The organism is Clostridium kluyveri (assembly GCF_001902295.1).
Classification (GTDB): domain Bacteria; phylum Bacillota; class Clostridia; order Clostridiales; family Clostridiaceae; genus Clostridium_B; species Clostridium_B kluyveri_B.
Genome location: NZ_CP018335.1, coordinates 915635 through 934214 on the forward strand (window position 1 = coordinate 915635; position 18580 = coordinate 934214).

18 protein-coding genes and 1 riboswitch are annotated in these 18580 nt (G+C 32.8%); all 18 genes read left to right on the plus strand.

Annotated features, from left to right (window positions below):
* Positions 1 to 2 precede the first annotated feature (2 nt).
* Complete coding sequence (locus BS101_RS04735) at positions 3 to 1673, plus strand: ASKHA domain-containing protein (protein ID WP_073537778.1); 1671 nt, start codon at positions 3 to 5, stop codon at positions 1671 to 1673.
* Positions 1674 to 1694: 21 nt separating this feature from the next.
* On the plus strand, positions 1695 to 2771 hold the full coding sequence (locus BS101_RS04740) for a uroporphyrinogen decarboxylase family protein (protein WP_073537779.1): 1077 nt from the start codon (positions 1695 to 1697) through the stop codon (positions 2769 to 2771).
* A 38-nt stretch (positions 2772 to 2809) separates the two neighbouring features.
* Positions 2810 to 3694 carry an ATP-binding protein gene (locus BS101_RS04745; protein WP_073537780.1) on the plus strand — a complete coding sequence of 295 codons (885 nt, stop codon included), beginning with the start codon at positions 2810 to 2812 and terminating at the stop codon, positions 3692 to 3694.
* Positions 3695 to 3861: 167 nt separating this feature from the next.
* Positions 3862 to 4044: riboswitch (cobalamin riboswitch) on the plus strand.
* Between the two features lie 160 nt (positions 4045 to 4204).
* Positions 4205 to 4945 carry an energy-coupling factor ABC transporter permease gene (locus tag BS101_RS04750; protein ID WP_073537781.1) on the plus strand — a complete coding sequence of 247 codons (741 nt, stop codon included), beginning with the start codon at positions 4205 to 4207 and terminating at the stop codon, positions 4943 to 4945.
* 5 nt (positions 4946 to 4950) lie between these two features.
* Positions 4951 to 5274, plus strand: coding sequence for an energy-coupling factor ABC transporter substrate-binding protein (locus BS101_RS04755; RefSeq protein WP_073537782.1), 324 nt, complete (start codon positions 4951 to 4953; stop codon positions 5272 to 5274).
* Positions 5271 to 6059, plus strand: coding sequence for a cobalt ECF transporter T component CbiQ (cbiQ, locus tag BS101_RS04760; RefSeq protein ID WP_073537783.1), 789 nt, complete (start codon positions 5271 to 5273; stop codon positions 6057 to 6059). Before BS101_RS04755 ends, cbiQ begins: the two co-directional genes overlap by 4 nt.
* Positions 6059 to 6913: an energy-coupling factor ABC transporter ATP-binding protein gene (locus tag BS101_RS04765; protein WP_073537784.1), complete on the plus strand. Its 855-nt coding sequence runs from the start codon at positions 6059 to 6061 to the stop codon at positions 6911 to 6913. The genes cbiQ and BS101_RS04765 overlap by 1 nt, the downstream gene beginning before the upstream one ends.
* Before the next feature lie 4 nt (positions 6914 to 6917).
* Positions 6918 to 7883 (plus strand): porphobilinogen synthase, encoded by a 966-nt coding sequence (gene hemB, locus BS101_RS04770; protein ID WP_073537785.1) that lies wholly within the window; start codon positions 6918 to 6920, stop codon positions 7881 to 7883.
* Between the two features lie 37 nt (positions 7884 to 7920).
* Entirely contained in the window at positions 7921 to 8988 is a 1068-nt protein-coding gene (locus tag BS101_RS04775) for a pyridoxal phosphate-dependent aminotransferase (protein ID WP_073537786.1), read from the plus strand.
* Positions 8989 to 9035: 47 nt separating this feature from the next.
* Positions 9036 to 9575 (plus strand): cob(I)yrinic acid a,c-diamide adenosyltransferase, encoded by a 540-nt coding sequence (locus BS101_RS04780; RefSeq protein ID WP_073537787.1) that lies wholly within the window; start codon positions 9036 to 9038, stop codon positions 9573 to 9575.
* 3 nt (positions 9576 to 9578) lie between these two features.
* On the plus strand, positions 9579 to 10580 hold the full coding sequence (cbiG, locus tag BS101_RS04785; RefSeq protein WP_073537788.1) for a cobalt-precorrin 5A hydrolase: 1002 nt from the start codon (positions 9579 to 9581) through the stop codon (positions 10578 to 10580).
* Between the two features lie 37 nt (positions 10581 to 10617).
* Positions 10618 to 11499 (plus strand): kinase, encoded by an 882-nt coding sequence (locus tag BS101_RS04790; RefSeq protein ID WP_073537789.1) that lies wholly within the window; start codon positions 10618 to 10620, stop codon positions 11497 to 11499.
* 11 nt (positions 11500 to 11510) lie between these two features.
* On the plus strand, positions 11511 to 12569 hold the full coding sequence (gene cobT, locus BS101_RS04795; protein WP_073537790.1) for a nicotinate-nucleotide--dimethylbenzimidazole phosphoribosyltransferase: 1059 nt from the start codon (positions 11511 to 11513) through the stop codon (positions 12567 to 12569).
* A 39-nt stretch (positions 12570 to 12608) separates the two neighbouring features.
* The gene (hemA, locus tag BS101_RS04800) at positions 12609 to 13808 is read left to right on the plus strand and encodes a glutamyl-tRNA reductase (RefSeq protein ID WP_073537791.1); all 1200 of its coding nucleotides are present in this window, start codon (positions 12609 to 12611) and stop codon (positions 13806 to 13808) included.
* Positions 13809 to 13846: 38 nt separating this feature from the next.
* Positions 13847 to 14725, plus strand: coding sequence for a hydroxymethylbilane synthase (gene hemC / locus BS101_RS04805; RefSeq protein WP_156876009.1), 879 nt, complete (start codon positions 13847 to 13849; stop codon positions 14723 to 14725).
* A 20-nt stretch (positions 14726 to 14745) separates the two neighbouring features.
* Positions 14746 to 16218: a uroporphyrinogen-III C-methyltransferase gene (gene cobA, locus BS101_RS04810; RefSeq protein WP_073541132.1), complete on the plus strand. Its 1473-nt coding sequence runs from the start codon at positions 14746 to 14748 to the stop codon at positions 16216 to 16218.
* Between the two features lie 11 nt (positions 16219 to 16229).
* Positions 16230 to 17093, plus strand: a complete 864-nt coding sequence (locus BS101_RS04815) for a sirohydrochlorin cobaltochelatase (RefSeq protein ID WP_073537793.1) — start codon at positions 16230 to 16232, stop codon at positions 17091 to 17093.
* Positions 17078 to 18577 (plus strand): cobyric acid synthase, encoded by a 1500-nt coding sequence (locus tag BS101_RS04820; protein ID WP_073537794.1) that lies wholly within the window; start codon positions 17078 to 17080, stop codon positions 18575 to 18577. Before BS101_RS04815 ends, BS101_RS04820 begins: the two co-directional genes overlap by 16 nt.
* The last annotated feature ends 3 nt before the right edge of the window (positions 18578 to 18580 follow it).

Genomic DNA, 18580 nt, shown 5'->3' on the forward strand with positions numbered 1-18580 from the left:
TTATGGTAAAAGTAAATTTTGTTACAAATAATAAATCAATTGCCGTGGAAAAAGGAACTACAATTTTAGAGGCAGCAAGGGAGGCTGGAGTTATTATAGAGTCTCCTTGTAATGCAGTAGGTGTATGTGGTAAATGTAAGGTAAAAGTTGTTAGTAATAACCTACAAGATATAGTGCAGGAGGGTAAGCATCATTTATCAGAGGAGGAGAAGTCCCAGGGTTTTGTATTATCCTGCCAGGCTAGGGTAATGGCAGATATAGATGTACAGGTGGTATCAGAGAATTTAAATAAGACCCTAAAAATATTAAATTATGGTGAGAGTTTTCATATAGAAATAGATAGTTTTATTAAAAAAGAATATAAAGATACGGGAAGGACTTTTATATATGCAGGAGAACAAATAATAGGAGAAGAACAAGGCGATACTACAGCATTGAATTATGGACTAGTTGTGGATATTGGAACTACAACATTAGTTACATCATTGGTTGATATTAATACAGGTAAAGAAGTTGGTTCAGTTTCTGCATTAAATCCACAAAGTCTACATGCCCAGGATGTTTTATCTAGAATAAAATTTGCATCTGATGAAAAAGGGTTAGGTGTAATGTATTCTGAAATAATAAAAGAATTAAATGGCATGATAGAAAAGATTACAAAAGAAACTGGAATAGATAAAAAGTATATTTATGAAGTGGTTTTCAGCGGTAATACATGTATGATTCATCTTGCGGCCAATGTAAACCCATATTCTTTAGGTAAATACCCTTATACTCCAGGGTTGGTGGGAGGAAGCTATTTAAGTGCTAAAGATCATAAATTAAACATCTCGGATAGTGGGCTTATATATTTACCACCTATTATTTCAGCATATGTAGGACCAGATATAACGTCTGGCATATTAGCTACAAGACTCCAAGATAGAAAAGGTACTACACTATTTGTGGATATTGGAACAAATGGAGAAATGGTAATAGGAAGAGATGGTGAATTATCCTCCACATCCACTGCAGCAGGCCCAGCTTTTGAAGGTATGAATATTACTTATGGTATGAGGGCTGAAAGAGGTGCTGTAGAATATTTTAATATAGAAGAAGATGGCTCTATAGAAATCAGAACCATTGAAGATGGAGAGCCTATTGGAATTTGCGGTAGCGGCCTTTTAGATATTGTTGGAGAGCTGGTTTCTAGCGGGGTTATTGGTAAAAATGGCAGGTTTGCATCACCGGAAAAGTCTAATTTACCAGAAGTACTGAAGAAAAGACTGATAAAGTTAGATGGAAAAATTGCTTTTGAAATAGCAAAAGACGTATTTCTCACCCAAAAAGATATAAGACAGGTTCAACTGGCAAAAGGTGCAGTAAGATCGGGAATAGAATTTCTTATGAAAAGTAAAGAAGTACAGTCAGATGAAGTTGATAAAATACAAATAGCCGGATCATTTGGCTATCATCTAAGAGCAAAAAGCCTCATAAATATAGGCTTATTACCAAAGGAGTTTGAAGATAAGATAGATTTTGTCGGTAATACATCTAAATCTGGAGGGCGTGCATTTTTATTAAATAAAAAATACAGAAAAGAAATGGAAGATACAGTAAAAACAATTAAAGTAGTTGAATTATCAAATGGTGAGAATTTCGATAAGATTTTTGTTAAATGTTTATCTTTTTAAAGGTAAGGAGAAAGTGAAAATATGAGTGAATTTTTATTAAAGGATGAAATGACTCCAAAAGAAAGAATTGAAGCTATGATTAATGGTAAGCCTTTTGACAGAGTACCTTGTAATATTTTTATAGGTGATCATGCTGCAACTATAATAGGTGTAAAAGTATCTGATCTTCATTTTTTCCCGGAAAAGGTTGTTGAAGGGCAATTAGCAGCAAATGAAAAATATGGAATAGAATCAACAGGAGTTAGTCCAGGGCTTGCAGGAATTGCTGAAGCATTAGGAAGTAAACTTGTTTTTCCTGATCATGGTGCTCCTTATGTTTCAGAATATGCAATAAAGGATGATTCTGATTTGGAAAAATTAAGTGTACCTCATCCTGCAAAAGCAGGGAGGTTTCCATTTGTGCTGGATACTGCAGAAAAGCTTGTAGATGAATTTGGAAAAGAAATACCAGTTTCAGTGGAAGTGCCTGGACCATTTACTTCCGCTGGAAATCTTATGAGAATAGAAAAATTTTTACGTGATACAAGAAAAAATCCTGAATTTGCCCATAGAATCCTTCGCCTTGTAACTGATACCACAATTGCATTTATAAAAGAAGCTGCAAAACTTGATGTAAGCATGGGTATAGCAGAACCATCCGCTTCTGGAAGCTTAATAAGCCAGAATATGTTCAGGGAGTTTACTCTTCCATATTTAAGAGAAATAGTTGATTCTATTAAAGCTTCAGGTAAGGGAGCTCCGTACCTTCATATCTGCGGAAACACCAAAAAAGTTTGGACGCTGATGGCAGATACAGGTGCAGAATCATTGAGCCTTGACGATGTGATAGATCTGGAAGAGGCAAAGAAGATTGTAGGAGACAGAGTAGTGTTGATTGGCAATGTAAAACCTACGGAAACTATGTATTTAGGAACACCAGAGGATGTGGAGAGAGATGCTAAAGAATGTCTTAGAAAAGCCTATGACAATCCTAAAGGTTATGTACTTGCGTTAGGATGTGGTTTTCCAATTGATACGCCTCCTGAAAATGTCCATGCTTTGCGTAAAGCGGCAATAAAATATGGCAAGTATCCATATGAACCAGAGCTGTTTAGCTAGAAATACTTAGAATTCAATAAAATATAGGAGGAGTAGAAATGTCTCTTAGAAATGAAAATAACAATGAGTTTAACTTCGATAAAAGGGCAGAACGCTATGAAGTCAAAGAGCCAAAATGGGATTTTAAAAGCCTGATTTTAACTAAAAATGTTTTGGAGGAACTTGAAATTTCCTTAAGCATTATAGAAAATGAAACCTTAGTTTTTGATACTTGGGGTTTAAGAACCTTCGAGCCTCATCCACGATCTGCTTTGAATTTTTATGGACCTCCTGGAACAGGTAAAACTATGGCTGCTCATGCCATAGCAAATAAGCTGGGCAAAAAAATATTAATAGCCAGTTATGCACAGATAGAAAGTAAATATCATGGTGAAGGTCCTAAAAATGTGGAAGCTTTATTTATGGCAGCCCAAAACAATGATGCTGTATTATTTATTGATGAAGCTGACTCAATGTTATCTAAGAGACTTACACATGTAACTCAAGGCTCAGAACAAGCTATAAATTCCATGAGAAGTCAACTGCTTATCTGTCTTGAAAAATTTAAGGGTGTAGTAATATTTGCTACTAATTTGGTAAAAAATTATGATTATGCTTTTGAAACAAGAGTTAAAAACATTAATTTTACCATGCCGGATGAAGAATGCAGAGAGAAAATTTGGGAGGTACACCTACTGCCCAGCATACCTAAAAGTTATGATGTAAATACTAAAGAACTGGCAGAAAAATTTACGGATTTTTGTGGAAGAGATATAAAAAATGCAGTTATAGATGCCTGTCTTTTTGTTGCAGTAAACAAAAAAGATGAATTAAATCAAAATGACATAATAAAAGCTTGTGATAGAATACTTGAAAAAAGAAACAATCTCCATGAAGCAGAGAATAATGATTTATATAAAAATAGTAAGTTTGATTATAATTAAGTATGTTTATTCAGATGAAAATTGATAGATTGTTACTACTATTTGTGATTTAGCAATAATAAAATTTGTTGTATAAAAACATATATAGAAGTATTAATTTATGTTACTATATAAAATAAGGGTTAGAGTATTGGTGAAAAACCACTATAAACCATATAAGTAAAAGTGAATATTAAGAAGATATGGGTTTAATCATTAATTGATTAATTAAAGAGGAATCAGGTGCAATTCCTGAACGGTCACGCCACTGTAAGAAATGAGTTTAAGTACCTTAGCCACTGGGAAACTGGGAAGGCGTACTTAGATGTAGATTTTCAAGTCAGGATACTTGCCTATATTTGTGTAATATTTTTTTCTACGAGTGATAGGAGGAAATAGCATTATGGAATGTATGGAACAATATATCCATTTATGACCTTTTAACGCTTTGTTAAAAGGTTTTTTATAAGTTTGAAGAAACAACCTGATATCAAAATTTATATAAAAAATATTAAGTGATGAGGTGTTCTTATGTCAAAAAAATATCAGATTTCATTGGGGATTTTTCTTGGATTATTGTTTATTCCTAAAAGTGTATCTGCAATGCACATTATGGAAGGATTTCTTCCGGCAAAATGGTGTATAGCATGGGGGGCTATATGCATACCTTTTATAGTTGTAGGCTTGTTTTCCATAAAAGAAAAGATAAAATTAAATCCTAAAATAAAGATGTTAATAGCAATGTCAGGTGCATTTGCATTTGTGCTTTCTGCTTTAAAAATTCCATCAGTAACAGGAAGCTGTTCACATCCTACGGGAGTAGGACTTGGAGCCATACTTTTTGGTCCGGCAATTATGAGCGTATTAGGTGTCATAGTTCTTATATTTCAAGCACTTCTTCTTGCACATGGAGGAATCACAACTCTTGGCGCTAATACTTTTTCCATGGGAATAGTTGGACCTTTAGTATCTTATTTTCTGTACAAGCTTTTAAAGAAAAGGAATGTGTCATCATCTGCAGCGGTATTTACAGCGGCGATGCTTGGAGACTTAATGACTTATATTACAACTTCAATTGAACTTGCACTGGCATTTCCTGATGCTACCGGTGGAGTTTTGGCCTCTATGGTAAAGTTTATGGGTATATTTGCAGTAACCCAGATTCCCCTTGCAATAAGTGAGGGAATACTGACTGTTGTGGTTTTCAATCTTTTAAATAGTTATGACAAAGAAGAACTTATACAGTTAAATGTTATATCAAAGGAGGCATAATAAGCATGAATATAGAAGGCAAAAATAAAAACAACAGTGTGTTTAAAAAGAATTTGATATTGTGTTTTCTTGTAATAGCTATTGCGGTTATTCCTCTAATATTTTTAAAAAATGCTGAGTTTGCAGGTTCTGATGATAAGGCTGAAAAGGCAATTACACAGATTGATAAAAGTTATAAGCCGTGGTTTTCTTCCATTTGGGAACCGCCAAGTGCTGAAATAGAAAGTCTCTTGTTTTCATTACAGGCCGCTGTGGGCTCAGGGATTGTGTGTTATTATTTCGGATACTTAAAGGGCAAATCAAAAAAGGATGAAAGTGAAAAATCATGATTTCTATAGATAAACTGGCATATATATCTCAGTTAAGAAATGTTAATCCTGTGGAAAAGTTTGTATTTTCTATTTTAACTATGATACTTTGTATACTTCTAAATAACATAGTATATTCAATAATAGTAATATTTTTTATGGGCATTATAACTGTTTTTAAAGGAAAAATACCCATTGTATCCTATATAAAATTAATGTCAGTTCCACTGGTATTTTTGGTTATTGGAACTGTTACTATTGCAATAAACATAATTGGAAATACTAATGATATATTGTTCAGTTTTAGTATATTAAATGTTACACTTGGCTGTACAAAAGATAGTATGTTTATATCTTCAAAAATATTTTTTAAGGCACTTGCCTCAGTTTCCTGTTTATATTTTCTTACTCTCTCAACTCCTATTTTTGAGGTTTTGATGGTACTTAGAAAGCTGAGAGTACCTAAATTATTTGTTGAACTGATGGGACTTATATACAGATTCATTTTTGTACTTTTAGATACAGCCAATATGATTTTTATTTCGCAAAATTCAAGGCTTGGATATTCAACAATGAAGACGGGGTATAATTCATTAGGGAAATTGGTTACCTGCCTGTTTATAAGTTCACATAAGCGGTCACAGGATATTTATACTGCAATGGAATCCAGGTGCTATGATGGTGAAATAAATTTAATAGAAAATAGTTATGAAATTTCATATAAAAACATTTTATTGATGATTATTATACAAATAGTGTTCATACTTGTAACTTTTGGTAAAAGCATTTTTGGGGGAATTCTATAATGAATAAATATATACTTGAGGCAAAGAATTTAAGCTTTCAGTATCCAGATGGAACTAAGGCATTGAATAATATAAATTTGAAAATTGAAAAGGGGAAAAAAATATCATTTATCGGAGTTAATGGTTCTGGAAAATCCACACTATTTTTAAATTTTAATGGTGTTTTAAAACCAACTAAAGGCAGTTTGGTATATAAGGGAACTGAGATGAGATATAATCAAAAATCCTTGATGGAATTAAGAAAAAATATCGGAATAGTTTTTCAAGATCCGGAAAATCAACTATTTTCAGCAAGTGTATATCAGGAAGTTTCTTTTGGAGCTGTAAATTTAAAACTCAGTGAAGCTGAGGTGAGAGAAAGGGTGGATGTGGCTCTGGAGAATATAGGCATGTATGACTATAAAGATAAGGCTGTACATTTTTTAAGTTATGGACAGAAGAAAAGGGTGTCAATTGCAGATATACTTGTTATGAATCCAGAGGTAATAGTATTTGATGAACCTACTTCAAGCCTTGATCCTAAACATGCAAGGCAGATTATTGATATATTTAATGATATTAATGAAAAGGGTATTACTGTTATTTTATCAACCCATGATGTAGAACTGGCATATTCCTGGTCGGATTATATTTTTGTTATGAAAAATGGGGAGATAGTTAGAGAGGGAAGACCTTATGAGATTTTTTCTGATAATGATTTAATAAATGAATGTTATCTTGAGAAGCCTCTGGTTCTTGAAGTTTTTGAGCATTTGTATAGAAATGGACAAATAAGTTCTTCCAGCAAAATACCAAAAAACAAACAGGAGCTTTTTGAAATGATGATTAAAACAAATAACACAAAATGGAGGTAATAGAATGTTTAGTAGACATAGAAGACTTAGAAAAAATCCTACAATAAGAAGTATTGTAAGAGAAACAGAATTAAATCCAGAAGACTTTATTTATCCTTTATTTGTTGTGGAAGGAGAAAATATAAAAAAAGAAATAAAATCTCTTCCAGATAATTTTCACTGGTCTTTGGATAGGCTTACTGAGCTGATTGATGACATAGTTCAATCAGGTGTGAAAGGTATAATGATTTTTGGAATTCCAGATTATAAAGATGATATAGGCAGTGCTGCTTATGACTGTGAGGGCATAGTTCAAAAAGCAGTGAGAAGAATAAAGGAAATTGCACCTGAGCTTTGGGTTATTACAGATGTATGTATGTGTGAATATACAAGCCATGGGCACTGCGGCATAGTTGTAGATAATAATGTAGATAATGATGAAACATTAAAATACATAGCAAAAATAGCACTTTCCCATGCACAGGCAGGAGCTGACATGGTGGCACCTTCAGATATGATGGATGGAAGGGTAGAAGCAATTAGAAATATTTTAGATGACAATGGATATAAAGATGTAAGTATTATGGCATATAGTGCAAAATATGCTTCGGCCTTCTATGGGCCATTTAGGGAAGCTGCGGATTCATGTCCACAATTTGGAGACAGGAAAGGCTATCAGATGGATCCGGCCAATGGCAGAGAGGCAATGCTTGAAATTGAAGAAGATATTGCTGAAGGGGCTGACATAGTTATGGTAAAGCCGGCTTTATCTTATCTTGATGTAATAAGGATGGCACGAGATAAATTTAATCATACCATAGCAGCTTATAGCGTAAGCGGGGAGTTTGCCATGGTTAAGGCTGCAGCATCCATTGGAGTTATAGATGAAAGGTCCATAGTACTTGAGATGCTTACATCAATTAAAAGGGCAGGTGCAGATATAATAATAACTTATTATGCCATGGAGGCGGCCAGGTGGACAAAAAAATGATTGCAGCTTTAAGGCTGCTGTGAAAGGGGGACGTAGAATGCTTCATGGAGGAGATATTTATACTGATGGAGTTTTTAAACAAAGGAAATTGTTAGATTATAGTTCTAATATTAATCCTCTTGGACTTCCTAGAGTTTTTTCGGAAAATATACAAGAAGCTTTAAAAAATGCAGTGGTTTATCCTGATATTCACTATAGAAATTTGATAAAGTATATAAAAGAATATATTGGCCAGGAAAATGTAAATATTGTTTTAGGTAATGGTGCTTCTGAAATTATTGACATTTCAATAAGCCTGTTTAAAAGTATACTTATTGTTGTGCCTTCTTATGTAGAGTATGAAATGGATGCAAAAAGATGGAACTGTAGAATTGAATTTTCTTATTTGTCTTCTAATATGGAAATTGATTATGATGACATAATGTCTAAACTCACAGGAGTAGATTCCATTATAATTGGAAATCCCAATAATCCAAATGGCGGAGTAATTGATAAGAATAAATTTCATCCTATACTGGATTTTTGTGAAAAAAATGGTAAGACAATTATTTTAGATGAAACTTTTATAGAATTTACAGGAAAACCTGAATTTAGTTTTATAAGTGAAATTCAAAAATATAAAAGTCTTTTCATAATAAAGGCAATGACCAAGTTTTTTGCAATGCCGGGTATACGATTTGGATATGGCATAAGTAAAGATGACAGCATTATAAATAAAATAAAGAGCATGCAGAATCCTTGGAATATTAACTGTTTTGCGGAAGTGGCTGCTAAATATTGCTTAAGTGATAGGGATTATATTAATGACTCAATTGTCTGTATTGAAAAAGAAAGAGAATTTATGATGGAGGAGCTTGAAAAATTATATTTTGTAGAAAAAGTATTCTTGACTTACGCAAACTTTGTATTATGCAAGATAAGAAATATAAGCTTGAATCAGGTATATGATTACTGTCTTCACAGGGGAGTAATTATAAGAAAAGCTGATAATTTCAGGGGACTTGATAAAAACTTTATAAGATTTGCAATAAAAGATAGAAGTTCCAATGAAAAGCTGTTAGCTATTTTAAGGCATCTTCAAAGAAACAGCCAGCCGGTATGCTAGCATATTGACTTGTTATTTATAATCCAGATTTAAAAGGAGGTAAAAATATGGGTAAATTAAAAAAGGGTTTTGTTCAGGTATATACGGGAAACGGAAAAGGTAAAACCACAGCAGCTTTAGGATTGGCATTAAGAGCTGTAGGAAATAACCTTAAGGTGTATATGGTTGAATTTTTAAAAACTTCTAAATCAGGCGAAATTGAAAGTGCAAAAAAATTAGAAAGTAATTTTAAAATATATAGGTTTGAAAAGAAAAAAGGGTTTTTCTGGACATTAAATGATGAGGAAAAAGAAGAACTAAAAAAAGAAGTAGAGAAAGCCTATGAGTTTTGTTTAAAAACTCTTGAAAATAATGACTGTGATATTTTGATAATGGATGAGGTTATGGGGACACTTTCAAATAAGCTGCTTTCTGTAGAAAAAATTATTAAACTTATTGATAAAAAACCAGACAATATGGAACTTGTATTGACTGGAAGAAATGTACCTGAGGAAATTTTAGAAAGGGCTGATCTTGTAACCGAGATGAAAGATATAAAACATTATATGGATAAAGGGGTACCTGCAAGGGAAGGCATAGAGTATTAGAATATGAATATAGCACTAATTAGCTTGAATAAATATGGTGATGTAATTGGTGAAAAAATAAATGGTGTTATACCGGTAAATATATTTTCAAAGAGTAAAATTAAAAATTTTAAAATTACAAAGCTTGCGGAAGAACTTATGAAAAATTATGATGCTATAATCTTTATTTCTTCTACAGGTATAGCCGTTAGAGCCATTGCCCCTTTTATAAAAAATAAGACTAAAGACCCTGCTGTTATTGTAGTTGACATACTGGGGAAATATGTTATAAGCCTTTTGAGTGGACATTTAGGTGGTGCCAATGAGTTTTCAAAAAAAATAGCTGAGATAATAAATGCAGAAGCTGTAATTACTACTGCCACAGATAACTTGAATTTAGAATCCCCAGATATTATTGCAAAAGAAAATAAGTTAATAATAGATAATATGAAAAAAGCCAAGTGTATTTCAGCTCTTATGGTAAATGGTGAGAATATTGGCTTTAAAGATGAAGAAAATCTTATTCAGCTTCCAAGAGGCTATACAACTGATTTAGAAATTGCCAGAGGAATTGTATATGTAACAAATAAACTAAATTATCTTAAAGGTTATGATAATACAGTTAAACTTAAGCTCATAAGGAAAAATATCATTATTGGAATTGGCTGCAGAAAAAATTATTCAGCTGAAACAATGAAAGGTATAGTAAGAGAAAAACTTAAGGAACATAACATAGATGAAAGGGCCGTCAAGATAGTTGCCTCATCCAGTGTGAAAAGTGAAGAGAAGGCAATTGTAGAACTAAGGGAATTTTTAGGGGCACAATTTAGGACCTTTAGCAATGAGGATATAAAAACGGTGCAGTATAAGTATAGAGGCAGTAAATTTGTAGAAGAACATATTGGTGTGAAGGCTGTGTGTGAACCCTGTGTTGAACTCTCAGGAGGGAAAATTCTAGTTAGTAAGCTAAATTTATCTGGAATGACCTTATGCATAGGAGTGGAGGTAATTCACAATTCACAATAGTTGTAGTTATTAGGATGAGCCAGAAAAGAGGGGAAATATGAAAGCTGCTGCAAGTTATCCGGGGAGTATAGGTGAAATGATTCAGGGCAATTTTAATGGAAAAGATATATTAATATCCTGTCCGGTGAATTTTTTTACTAGAGTAACTTTATTTGAAAGTAATTGTCCAGTATTTAAGTATAATTACACAAAAAGTATGAAGTTTATGAATAATATCCTTGAAAAATGGAGTTATGCGGGTTATGAAAAAAATATAGACATGGTTATAACTTCCCAAATTCCAAGGGGAAAAGGATTTGCAAGCAGTACCGCAGACCTTTGTGCTACTTATTATGCACTTTTAAAGCTTTTTAATAGATCATTTAATGAAGAAGAATTAATAAAATCATGTATTCAAGTTGAGCCTACAGACAGTATAATATTTAATTCAATGACTATATTTGATTATAAAGAAGGTGTATTTAAAGAAAACATAGGGGAATATATCAAATTTTATATGTTAGTCTTTGAAGGAAGTAAAATAGTAAACACTGTGGAATTTAATAATAAGGAACTTAAACCCTTAAGTTCAGTAGATGATTTAATTAAAATATTTAAAAATGGATTAAGAAAAAAATCTCTGGCAGATATGGCCTTAGCATCAACGGAAAGTATATATAGAAATCAGATTAGACTTAAATATGATGTATTGCCGCAGATTATGAAAATCAAGACTTCAACAGGAGGACTTGGTATTATAGGTGCTCACAGCGGTGATGCACTTGCTATAATTTATGAAGATTTAGAAGCTGTAGACAGGTCTGTAAAAAGCCTTCAGAATATTCATAGTTATAAGGTATATAAACTTGAAACAATGGATAAAAATGAACTTTATCATTGTATACAAAATGAAAGGTTATTTGAAGATGCATTAGGATAGGGGGAAAAACTATGGATTTGGAAAACGCAGTAAAAGGGATTAGGGGGATAGACAAAGAAGTAACGGAAAAAATTCAAAAAAGACTGGACAATTTAACAAAACCTCTGGGGAGTCTTGGAAGGCTAGAAGAAATAGTAAAACAAATTGGTGGAATTACAGGAGAGTTATTTCCAAGTGTTAAAAATAAAACTGTAGTCATTATGTGTGCGGATAATGGTGTGGTAGATGAAGGAGTAAGTTCATGTCCTAAAAGTGTTACATCAACAGTTACTAAAAATTTCATGAAGGGTTTTACCGGAGTTAATGTATTTAGTAGACATGCTGGGGCAAATATAAAGGTAATAGATATTGGTGTAGATGATGATATATTTGAAAAGGGAATAATAAATAAAAAGATTAGAAAAAGTACATGGAATATGGCAAAAGGACCTGCTATGAGCAGAGAAGAGGCCATAAGAGCTATAGAAGTGGGCATTGAAATAATAGAAGACTTGAAGGAAGAAAAGGTTAATTTAATAGGAACAGGTGAAATGGGTATAGGTAATACAACTACAAGTAGTGCAGTAGCGGCAGTACTTACAGGGTGTAATATAAAAGATGTAGTGGGTGTGGGTTCAGGATTAACCAAAGAAGCTTTTAAGAACAAAATAAAGATTATAGAGCATTGCATAGATATAAATAAACCTAAGCCCTGGGATCCAGTAGATGTGCTTGCAAAAGTTGGCGGTTTTGATATAGCTGGTCTTGTGGGATGTTTTTTAGGGGCTGCACTATACAGGATACCTATAGTAATCGATGGTTTTATATCTGCTGCAGCAGCCCTTGCTGCAGTTAAAATAAAACCAGAAGTAAAAGAGTTCATATTCCCATCTCACGGTTCTGCAGAACCTGGAAGTGAGGAGATTATGAAAGAGCTGGGTTTAGAGCCCATGTTAAAGCTTGGCATGAGACTAGGCGAAGGTACTGGTGCAGTACTTGGTTTTCAGCTTATTGATATGGCAGTTACGGCTTATACTGAAATGGGAACCTTTCAAGCAGCAAATATTGAACCTTATAAGCCGCTAAGCTGATAGTACATAATAACATTTATATTATTTGGAGATGATTACATGCTACAACTAATAGGAGTAAAAAGTAATTATGATATTGAAATCAGACAAAAATTTTCAATTGTACCCTCAAGATTTGAAAGTAATCTTAAAAGATTTAAGGAAATAGTTGATGAAATTATAATTATTAGTACCTGCAATAGAACGGAGATATATATTAATTCTCAAATGTCCTATGATGAGTTAATTAATTCTGTATTTTATAATTTCAATTGGGATAAATACCTAATCTCATATACATTTTATAAAGAAGGAAAAGATGTGGTGACACATCTTATGGAGGTTATTTGTGGATTTGATTCAAAAATATTGGGTGAAGAGCAAATTCTTGGTCAAATAAAAACAGCATATACTTTAGCCTTAAAAAATAATTCCATAAAAGGAGAGCTGCAGAGATTATTTCAAGAGGGAATAGCCTGTAGTAAAAATTTCAGGCAGCATTGTGAAATATACAAGATACCTGTATCGTCTGCTTCTATAGTAGTTAAGGAAGCTTTAAAGGAAGACATTAAAAGGTTTATGATAATAGGATTTGGAGAAACAGGAAGGTTGGTTTTAAAGTATTTACTCAGTTATGAAATAGATATAGTTTATGTAGTAGTTAGAGATAAAAATAATATTAAAAATAATAGCATCATGGATGAAAAAGTAAGATTTATAAATTTTGAAGATAAAAATAAATTTTACAATGAAGTAGATTCCATAGTAAGCTGTACTTCAGCGCCTCATACCATAATACATAGAGAGGAACTGCCTGAGCAAAAAAGTATACTTATATTTGATTTAGCGGTTCCAAAAGATGTAGATAAGGAAGTGGTAAATTTAAGGAATATCAGGGTGCTGGATATTGATGATATAAGCAGCATGGATGATAACAATAAAATTATGAGAAGAAAAAAGATGGAAAAATATAAATATATTTTAGATGAGTATATAGATAAGTTTATCACATGGCAGAGTATAAATGAACTTTCACCTGAAATCCAATATATAAAAAATTTTGGTGAAGAGGTTAACCGAGAAAGGATTAAAACTTTTAAAAATAAAAAGAATACTAAAGATCATGAGGAGCTTGCTGAAACGTTAATTAAAAGTACTTCCAAGGTATACATAAACAGATTTATAGAAGTGTTAAAAGAGGAAAAATTAGAGGGAAGAGAAAAGTATTGTCTGGAAATAATGAAGAAAATTTTTTGTTAGGTATCTGAAAATAATAAATGAAAGATGAGGGTATTAATTTGAGTTTTAAAATTGCTACGAGAAAAAGTAGGCTGGCATTAGTACAAACTGAATATATAATAAACTTATTAACTGAAAATTTTGGAATTGAATGTGAAAAAGTTTTAATAAAAACAGAAGGCGACAGAAAACTTAATGTATCTCTTGATAAGATTGGAGGGAAAGGCCTTTTTGTAAAAGATATTGAAAAGGCATTAATGGAAAAGCGTGCTGAGGCAGCAGTACACAGCATGAAAGATATGCCAAATGAATTATTAGATTTATTTGAAATAATTGCAATGCCAGTAAGAGAAGATGTGAGAGATGTTTTTATATCCCGGGAAGGCATGAAATTTTCGGAGCTTCCTAAAGGTGCAGTAATAGGCACCAGCAGTAACAGGAGGGCAGTTCAAATAAAAAGTTTGAGAGATGATATAAAAATAGTACCTGTAAGGGGAAATATAGAAACCAGAATAAGAAAAATGCATGAACAAAAATTAGATGGTATAGTGCTTGCAGCAGCTGGAGTTAAAAGATTAAACATGACAGAGGTTATAACGGAATATTTTGATCCTCTCAAGTTTGTTCCGGCAGTTGCTCAGGGAGCAATAGGAGTAGAAGCTTTAAAAAGCAGTGAATATGCAAGTGTCTTAAAAAAGATTGATAATGAAGATGTAAGAATAGGTGTTGAAGCAGAGAGAAGTTTTTTGAAAAAGTTAGGGGGAGATTGTCATACGCCTGTAGGGGCATATTCCATAATTGAAGGTGAAACTCTTAATATAACTGGCATTTTTCAAATTGGTACTGAACTCATAAAAAAAGATATCTGCGGCAGTAAGTGGGATTATATTAGCCTAGGAGAGAGATTAGGAGAGAAGATCATACGAAGCTGTGTGTAATGAAAGGAGATAGGGAATCTATGGGAAAAGTATACTTAATAGGTGCAGGACCTGGAAATGAGGAATTAGTTACACTAAAAGCAATAAGAGTTTTGAAGGAATGTACGGCAGTACTATATGATAGGCTTTCAGGAGAGGGCTTACTTAAATATTTAAATAAGGACTGTAAAATATTTTATTGTGGAAAAGAACCAGGATGCCATTATAAATCTCAAAATGAAATAAACAATATGCTTGTTAAGCTTGCAAGGGAAGGTCATACAGTAGGAAGAATAAAAGGTGGAGATCCTTATGTATTTGGAAGAGGAGGAGAAGAGGGCATTAGACTGAGTGAGGAGGGGATTTCCTTTGAGAGTATTCCTGGAATTACATCTGCCATAGCTGTTTTAAATTATGCAGGAATTCCTGTTACTCATAGGGGAATTGCCAGGAGTTTTCATGTTTTTACGGGTATGAGCAGAGAGGGACTAAGTCTTCAATGGGAATATATTTCAAAATTATCAGGAACTTTGATTTTTCTTATGGGTATGGAACATATAGAAGAAATATCTAAAAACCTTATAAAAAACGGAAAAAGCGAGAATACACCTGCAGGAGTGATAATGAGGGGAACCACTTCAAAACAAAAAATGGTAATAGGAAATTTGATAAATATAACACAAAAGGCACAAGATGAAAAGCTTAAGGCACCTTGTATTATTGTGGTGGGGGAAGTAGTATCTTTCAGTAAAACTTTGAATTGGTATAATAAAATGAAATTATCTGGTACTAATGTATGTATTACAAGGAGCAGAGAACAAGCTTATGAGGTTAAAAACAAGCTTCTTAAATTAGGTGCAGAAGTTACGGAAATTAATGCAATAAAGATTTTAAGTACCACTGAAAATATGAAACAGTATTTAGATAGACTCAATACTTATGATTTTATAGTTATGAGCAGTGTAAATAGTGTAAATATATTTTTAAATTATTTAAAAGAAAAAAGGTATGATGTTAGAAATATAAAAGGGAAATTTGCAGTAATCGGCACTGCTACGGAAAAGGCTTTAATGGAAAGAGGCATATATGCAGATATCAGGGCTAAAGAATTTGTAAGTGAAAGCTTGAAGGAAGAACTTATGAAGAAAGTAAAAAAATCTGACAGAATATTAATACCTTGTTCAAAACATTCTAGAAGAAAAGTAGCCCAAAGTTTAATTGATTTTGGCTGTATAGTAGATGAAGTTTATATTTATGAACCGGTGCAGGGTGACATATCCAATAAAAAAGCCTTTGATGAGGTGGATGTTGTATTTTTAACCAGCCCTTCTACAGTGAAAAATATGATAAATATTGTAGGCTTGGATAAGCTTCGTGAAAAAATCAATATAGCCATAGGTCCCATTACTTATAAGGAACTAGAAAATCACAATATATCTGGGTTTATCAGTGATGAATTTACAACGGACGGCATGATTAATAAGCTTATAGAGTTAAGGTACAATAAAGATTAGGAAGTGATTATGTGAAAAAGGCAATTTTAGTTGTTAGTTTTGGAACAACTTATGAAAGTACAAGAAAACTTACAATTGATGTTATTGAAGATAAAATAAGAAAAAGATTTAGCGATTATGAAATCAGAAGGGCATTTACGGCTTATAAAATAATAAACGTATTAAAAACAAGAGATAAAGTAATAGTAGATACACCTGGAGAAGCTCTGGAAAAATTAAAAAATGAGGGTTTTGAAAAAGTAATTGTGCAGCCGCTTCATATAATACCTGGAGAAGAGTATGAATTCATTGTAAGGATAGTCCAAAAATATAATAAAAGTTTTAAAGAAATAAAAATAGGTAGACCTGTATTATTTTATAAAGGAATAAATGAAGAAATTCCAGATGATTATGATGTGATGGTAGCTGCAATTAAAAAAATACTCCCAAAAGGTACATTAAGCATATTAATGGGTCATGGCAGTACCCACTGGGCTAATGCCTGTTATTCCTGTCTGCAGCTTGTTTTAAGAGAAAATGGATTTAATAATTGTTTTATTGCTAATGTAGAAGGCTACCCGGATTTCGATAATGTAGTACAGCATATTAATAAAAATTTTGTTTTTGAGAAAGAAGCAGATAAAAAAATTACATTAATTCCACTGATGTTGGTGGCAGGAAATCACGCCCTAGTAGATATGGCGGGGGAAGAAGAGGAATCCTGGAAAAATATTTTAATGAGACTTGGATTTAATGTAGAAACTTATATCCATGGGCTTGGAGAAATCGAAGAATTTCAAAATATTTACATAGAACATATACAAGACATTATAGATTCAAAGTATGATTATACATCTCATAAAAAAGAGGAGGAATATGAATGTCAAAAATTATGATTCAGGGAACGGCTTCTTCTGTTGGTAAAAGTATAATTGTTACGGCTTTATGCAGGATTTTTAAGCAGGATGGGTTTAAAGTCTGTCCTTATAAGTCCCAAAATATGTCATTGAATTCCTATATTACACTGGATGGTAAGGAGATGGGAAGGGCACAGGTACTGCAGGCTTATGCGTCAGGTTTGGAACCGGAAGCTTATATGAATCCCATACTTTTAAAACCTACTACAGATAAAAACTGTCAGGTTATTGTAAATGGTGAGGTGTATTGTAATTCCAGTGCCCAGGAATATTATGATATGAAGAAAAAATTTGCACCCATGCTAAAAGAGGATTTTAAAAAACTAGAGGATAACTTTGATATAGTTGTAATTGAAGGAGCAGGGAGCCCTGCCGAAATAAACTTAAGAGATAATGATATTGTTAATATGGGGCTGGCAGAAATGGTGGATGCTCCTGTAATTTTAGTAGGAGATATAGATAGAGGAGGAGTATTTGCTTCCCTGGCAGGTACTATGCTGCTTTTAAATGAAAATGAAAAAAAACGGGTGAAGGGAACTATTATCAATAAGTTCAGAGGAGATGTGGAAATATTAAAGCCTGGACTATCAATGCTGGAAGAAAAAATAACAGTGCCTTGTATGGGAGTAGTTCCATATTTCAGATTGGCTTTAGAAGACGAAGATGGTGCAGTTGAGTTTAATACTAAAATTAATGCACCCATTGATATAGCCGTTATAAGACTGCCTCATATCTCTAATTTTACAGATATTGATGCGCTAAAAATTGAAGAAGATGTATCCCTGCGTTATATAACAAGTGCAGATAATTTTGGAAATCCAGATTTGATTATAATACCAGGAAGTAAAAATACCATAGGTGATTTACTTTACATAAGGAAAATAGGCATAGAAAATGAAATAAAGAAATATTCAAGTAAAAATGGACTTATTATTGGATTGTGCGGAGGATATCAAATGTTAGGTAAGTCTATAGAGGACCCTTATGGAGTGGAGACAAAGCTTAAAAGTGTGGAAGGTATTGGCGTTTTAGATGTAAGTACCGTCTTTGAAAAAGAAAAAGTAACAACAAGAGTTAATGGTACAGTTTGTGGGCTGTCTGAAAAGATTAATATCTATGGCTATGAAATCCATATGGGCATATGTAATTATGGTGAAAATGCAAAGCCTCTCATTGAAATAACTGATAAAAATGGACAAGAAGTTAGCTTAAAGGACGGAGCTGTTAACTCCAGTGGAAATGTTATGGGCACATACATTCATGGAATTTTTGACGGAGCTGAGCTTAGACAGTATATAGTTAATTTGTTGAGGGATAGGAAGGGACTAAAAAAGAGAGAGGCAAGGGTGTATGAAAACTTAAGGGATGTGGAAATTGACAAATTAGCTCATATTGTAAGGTCTAATTTGGATATGGAAAAAATATATGAACTGTTAAACATTGAAAGTAAAGTTATGAGGTAGCAA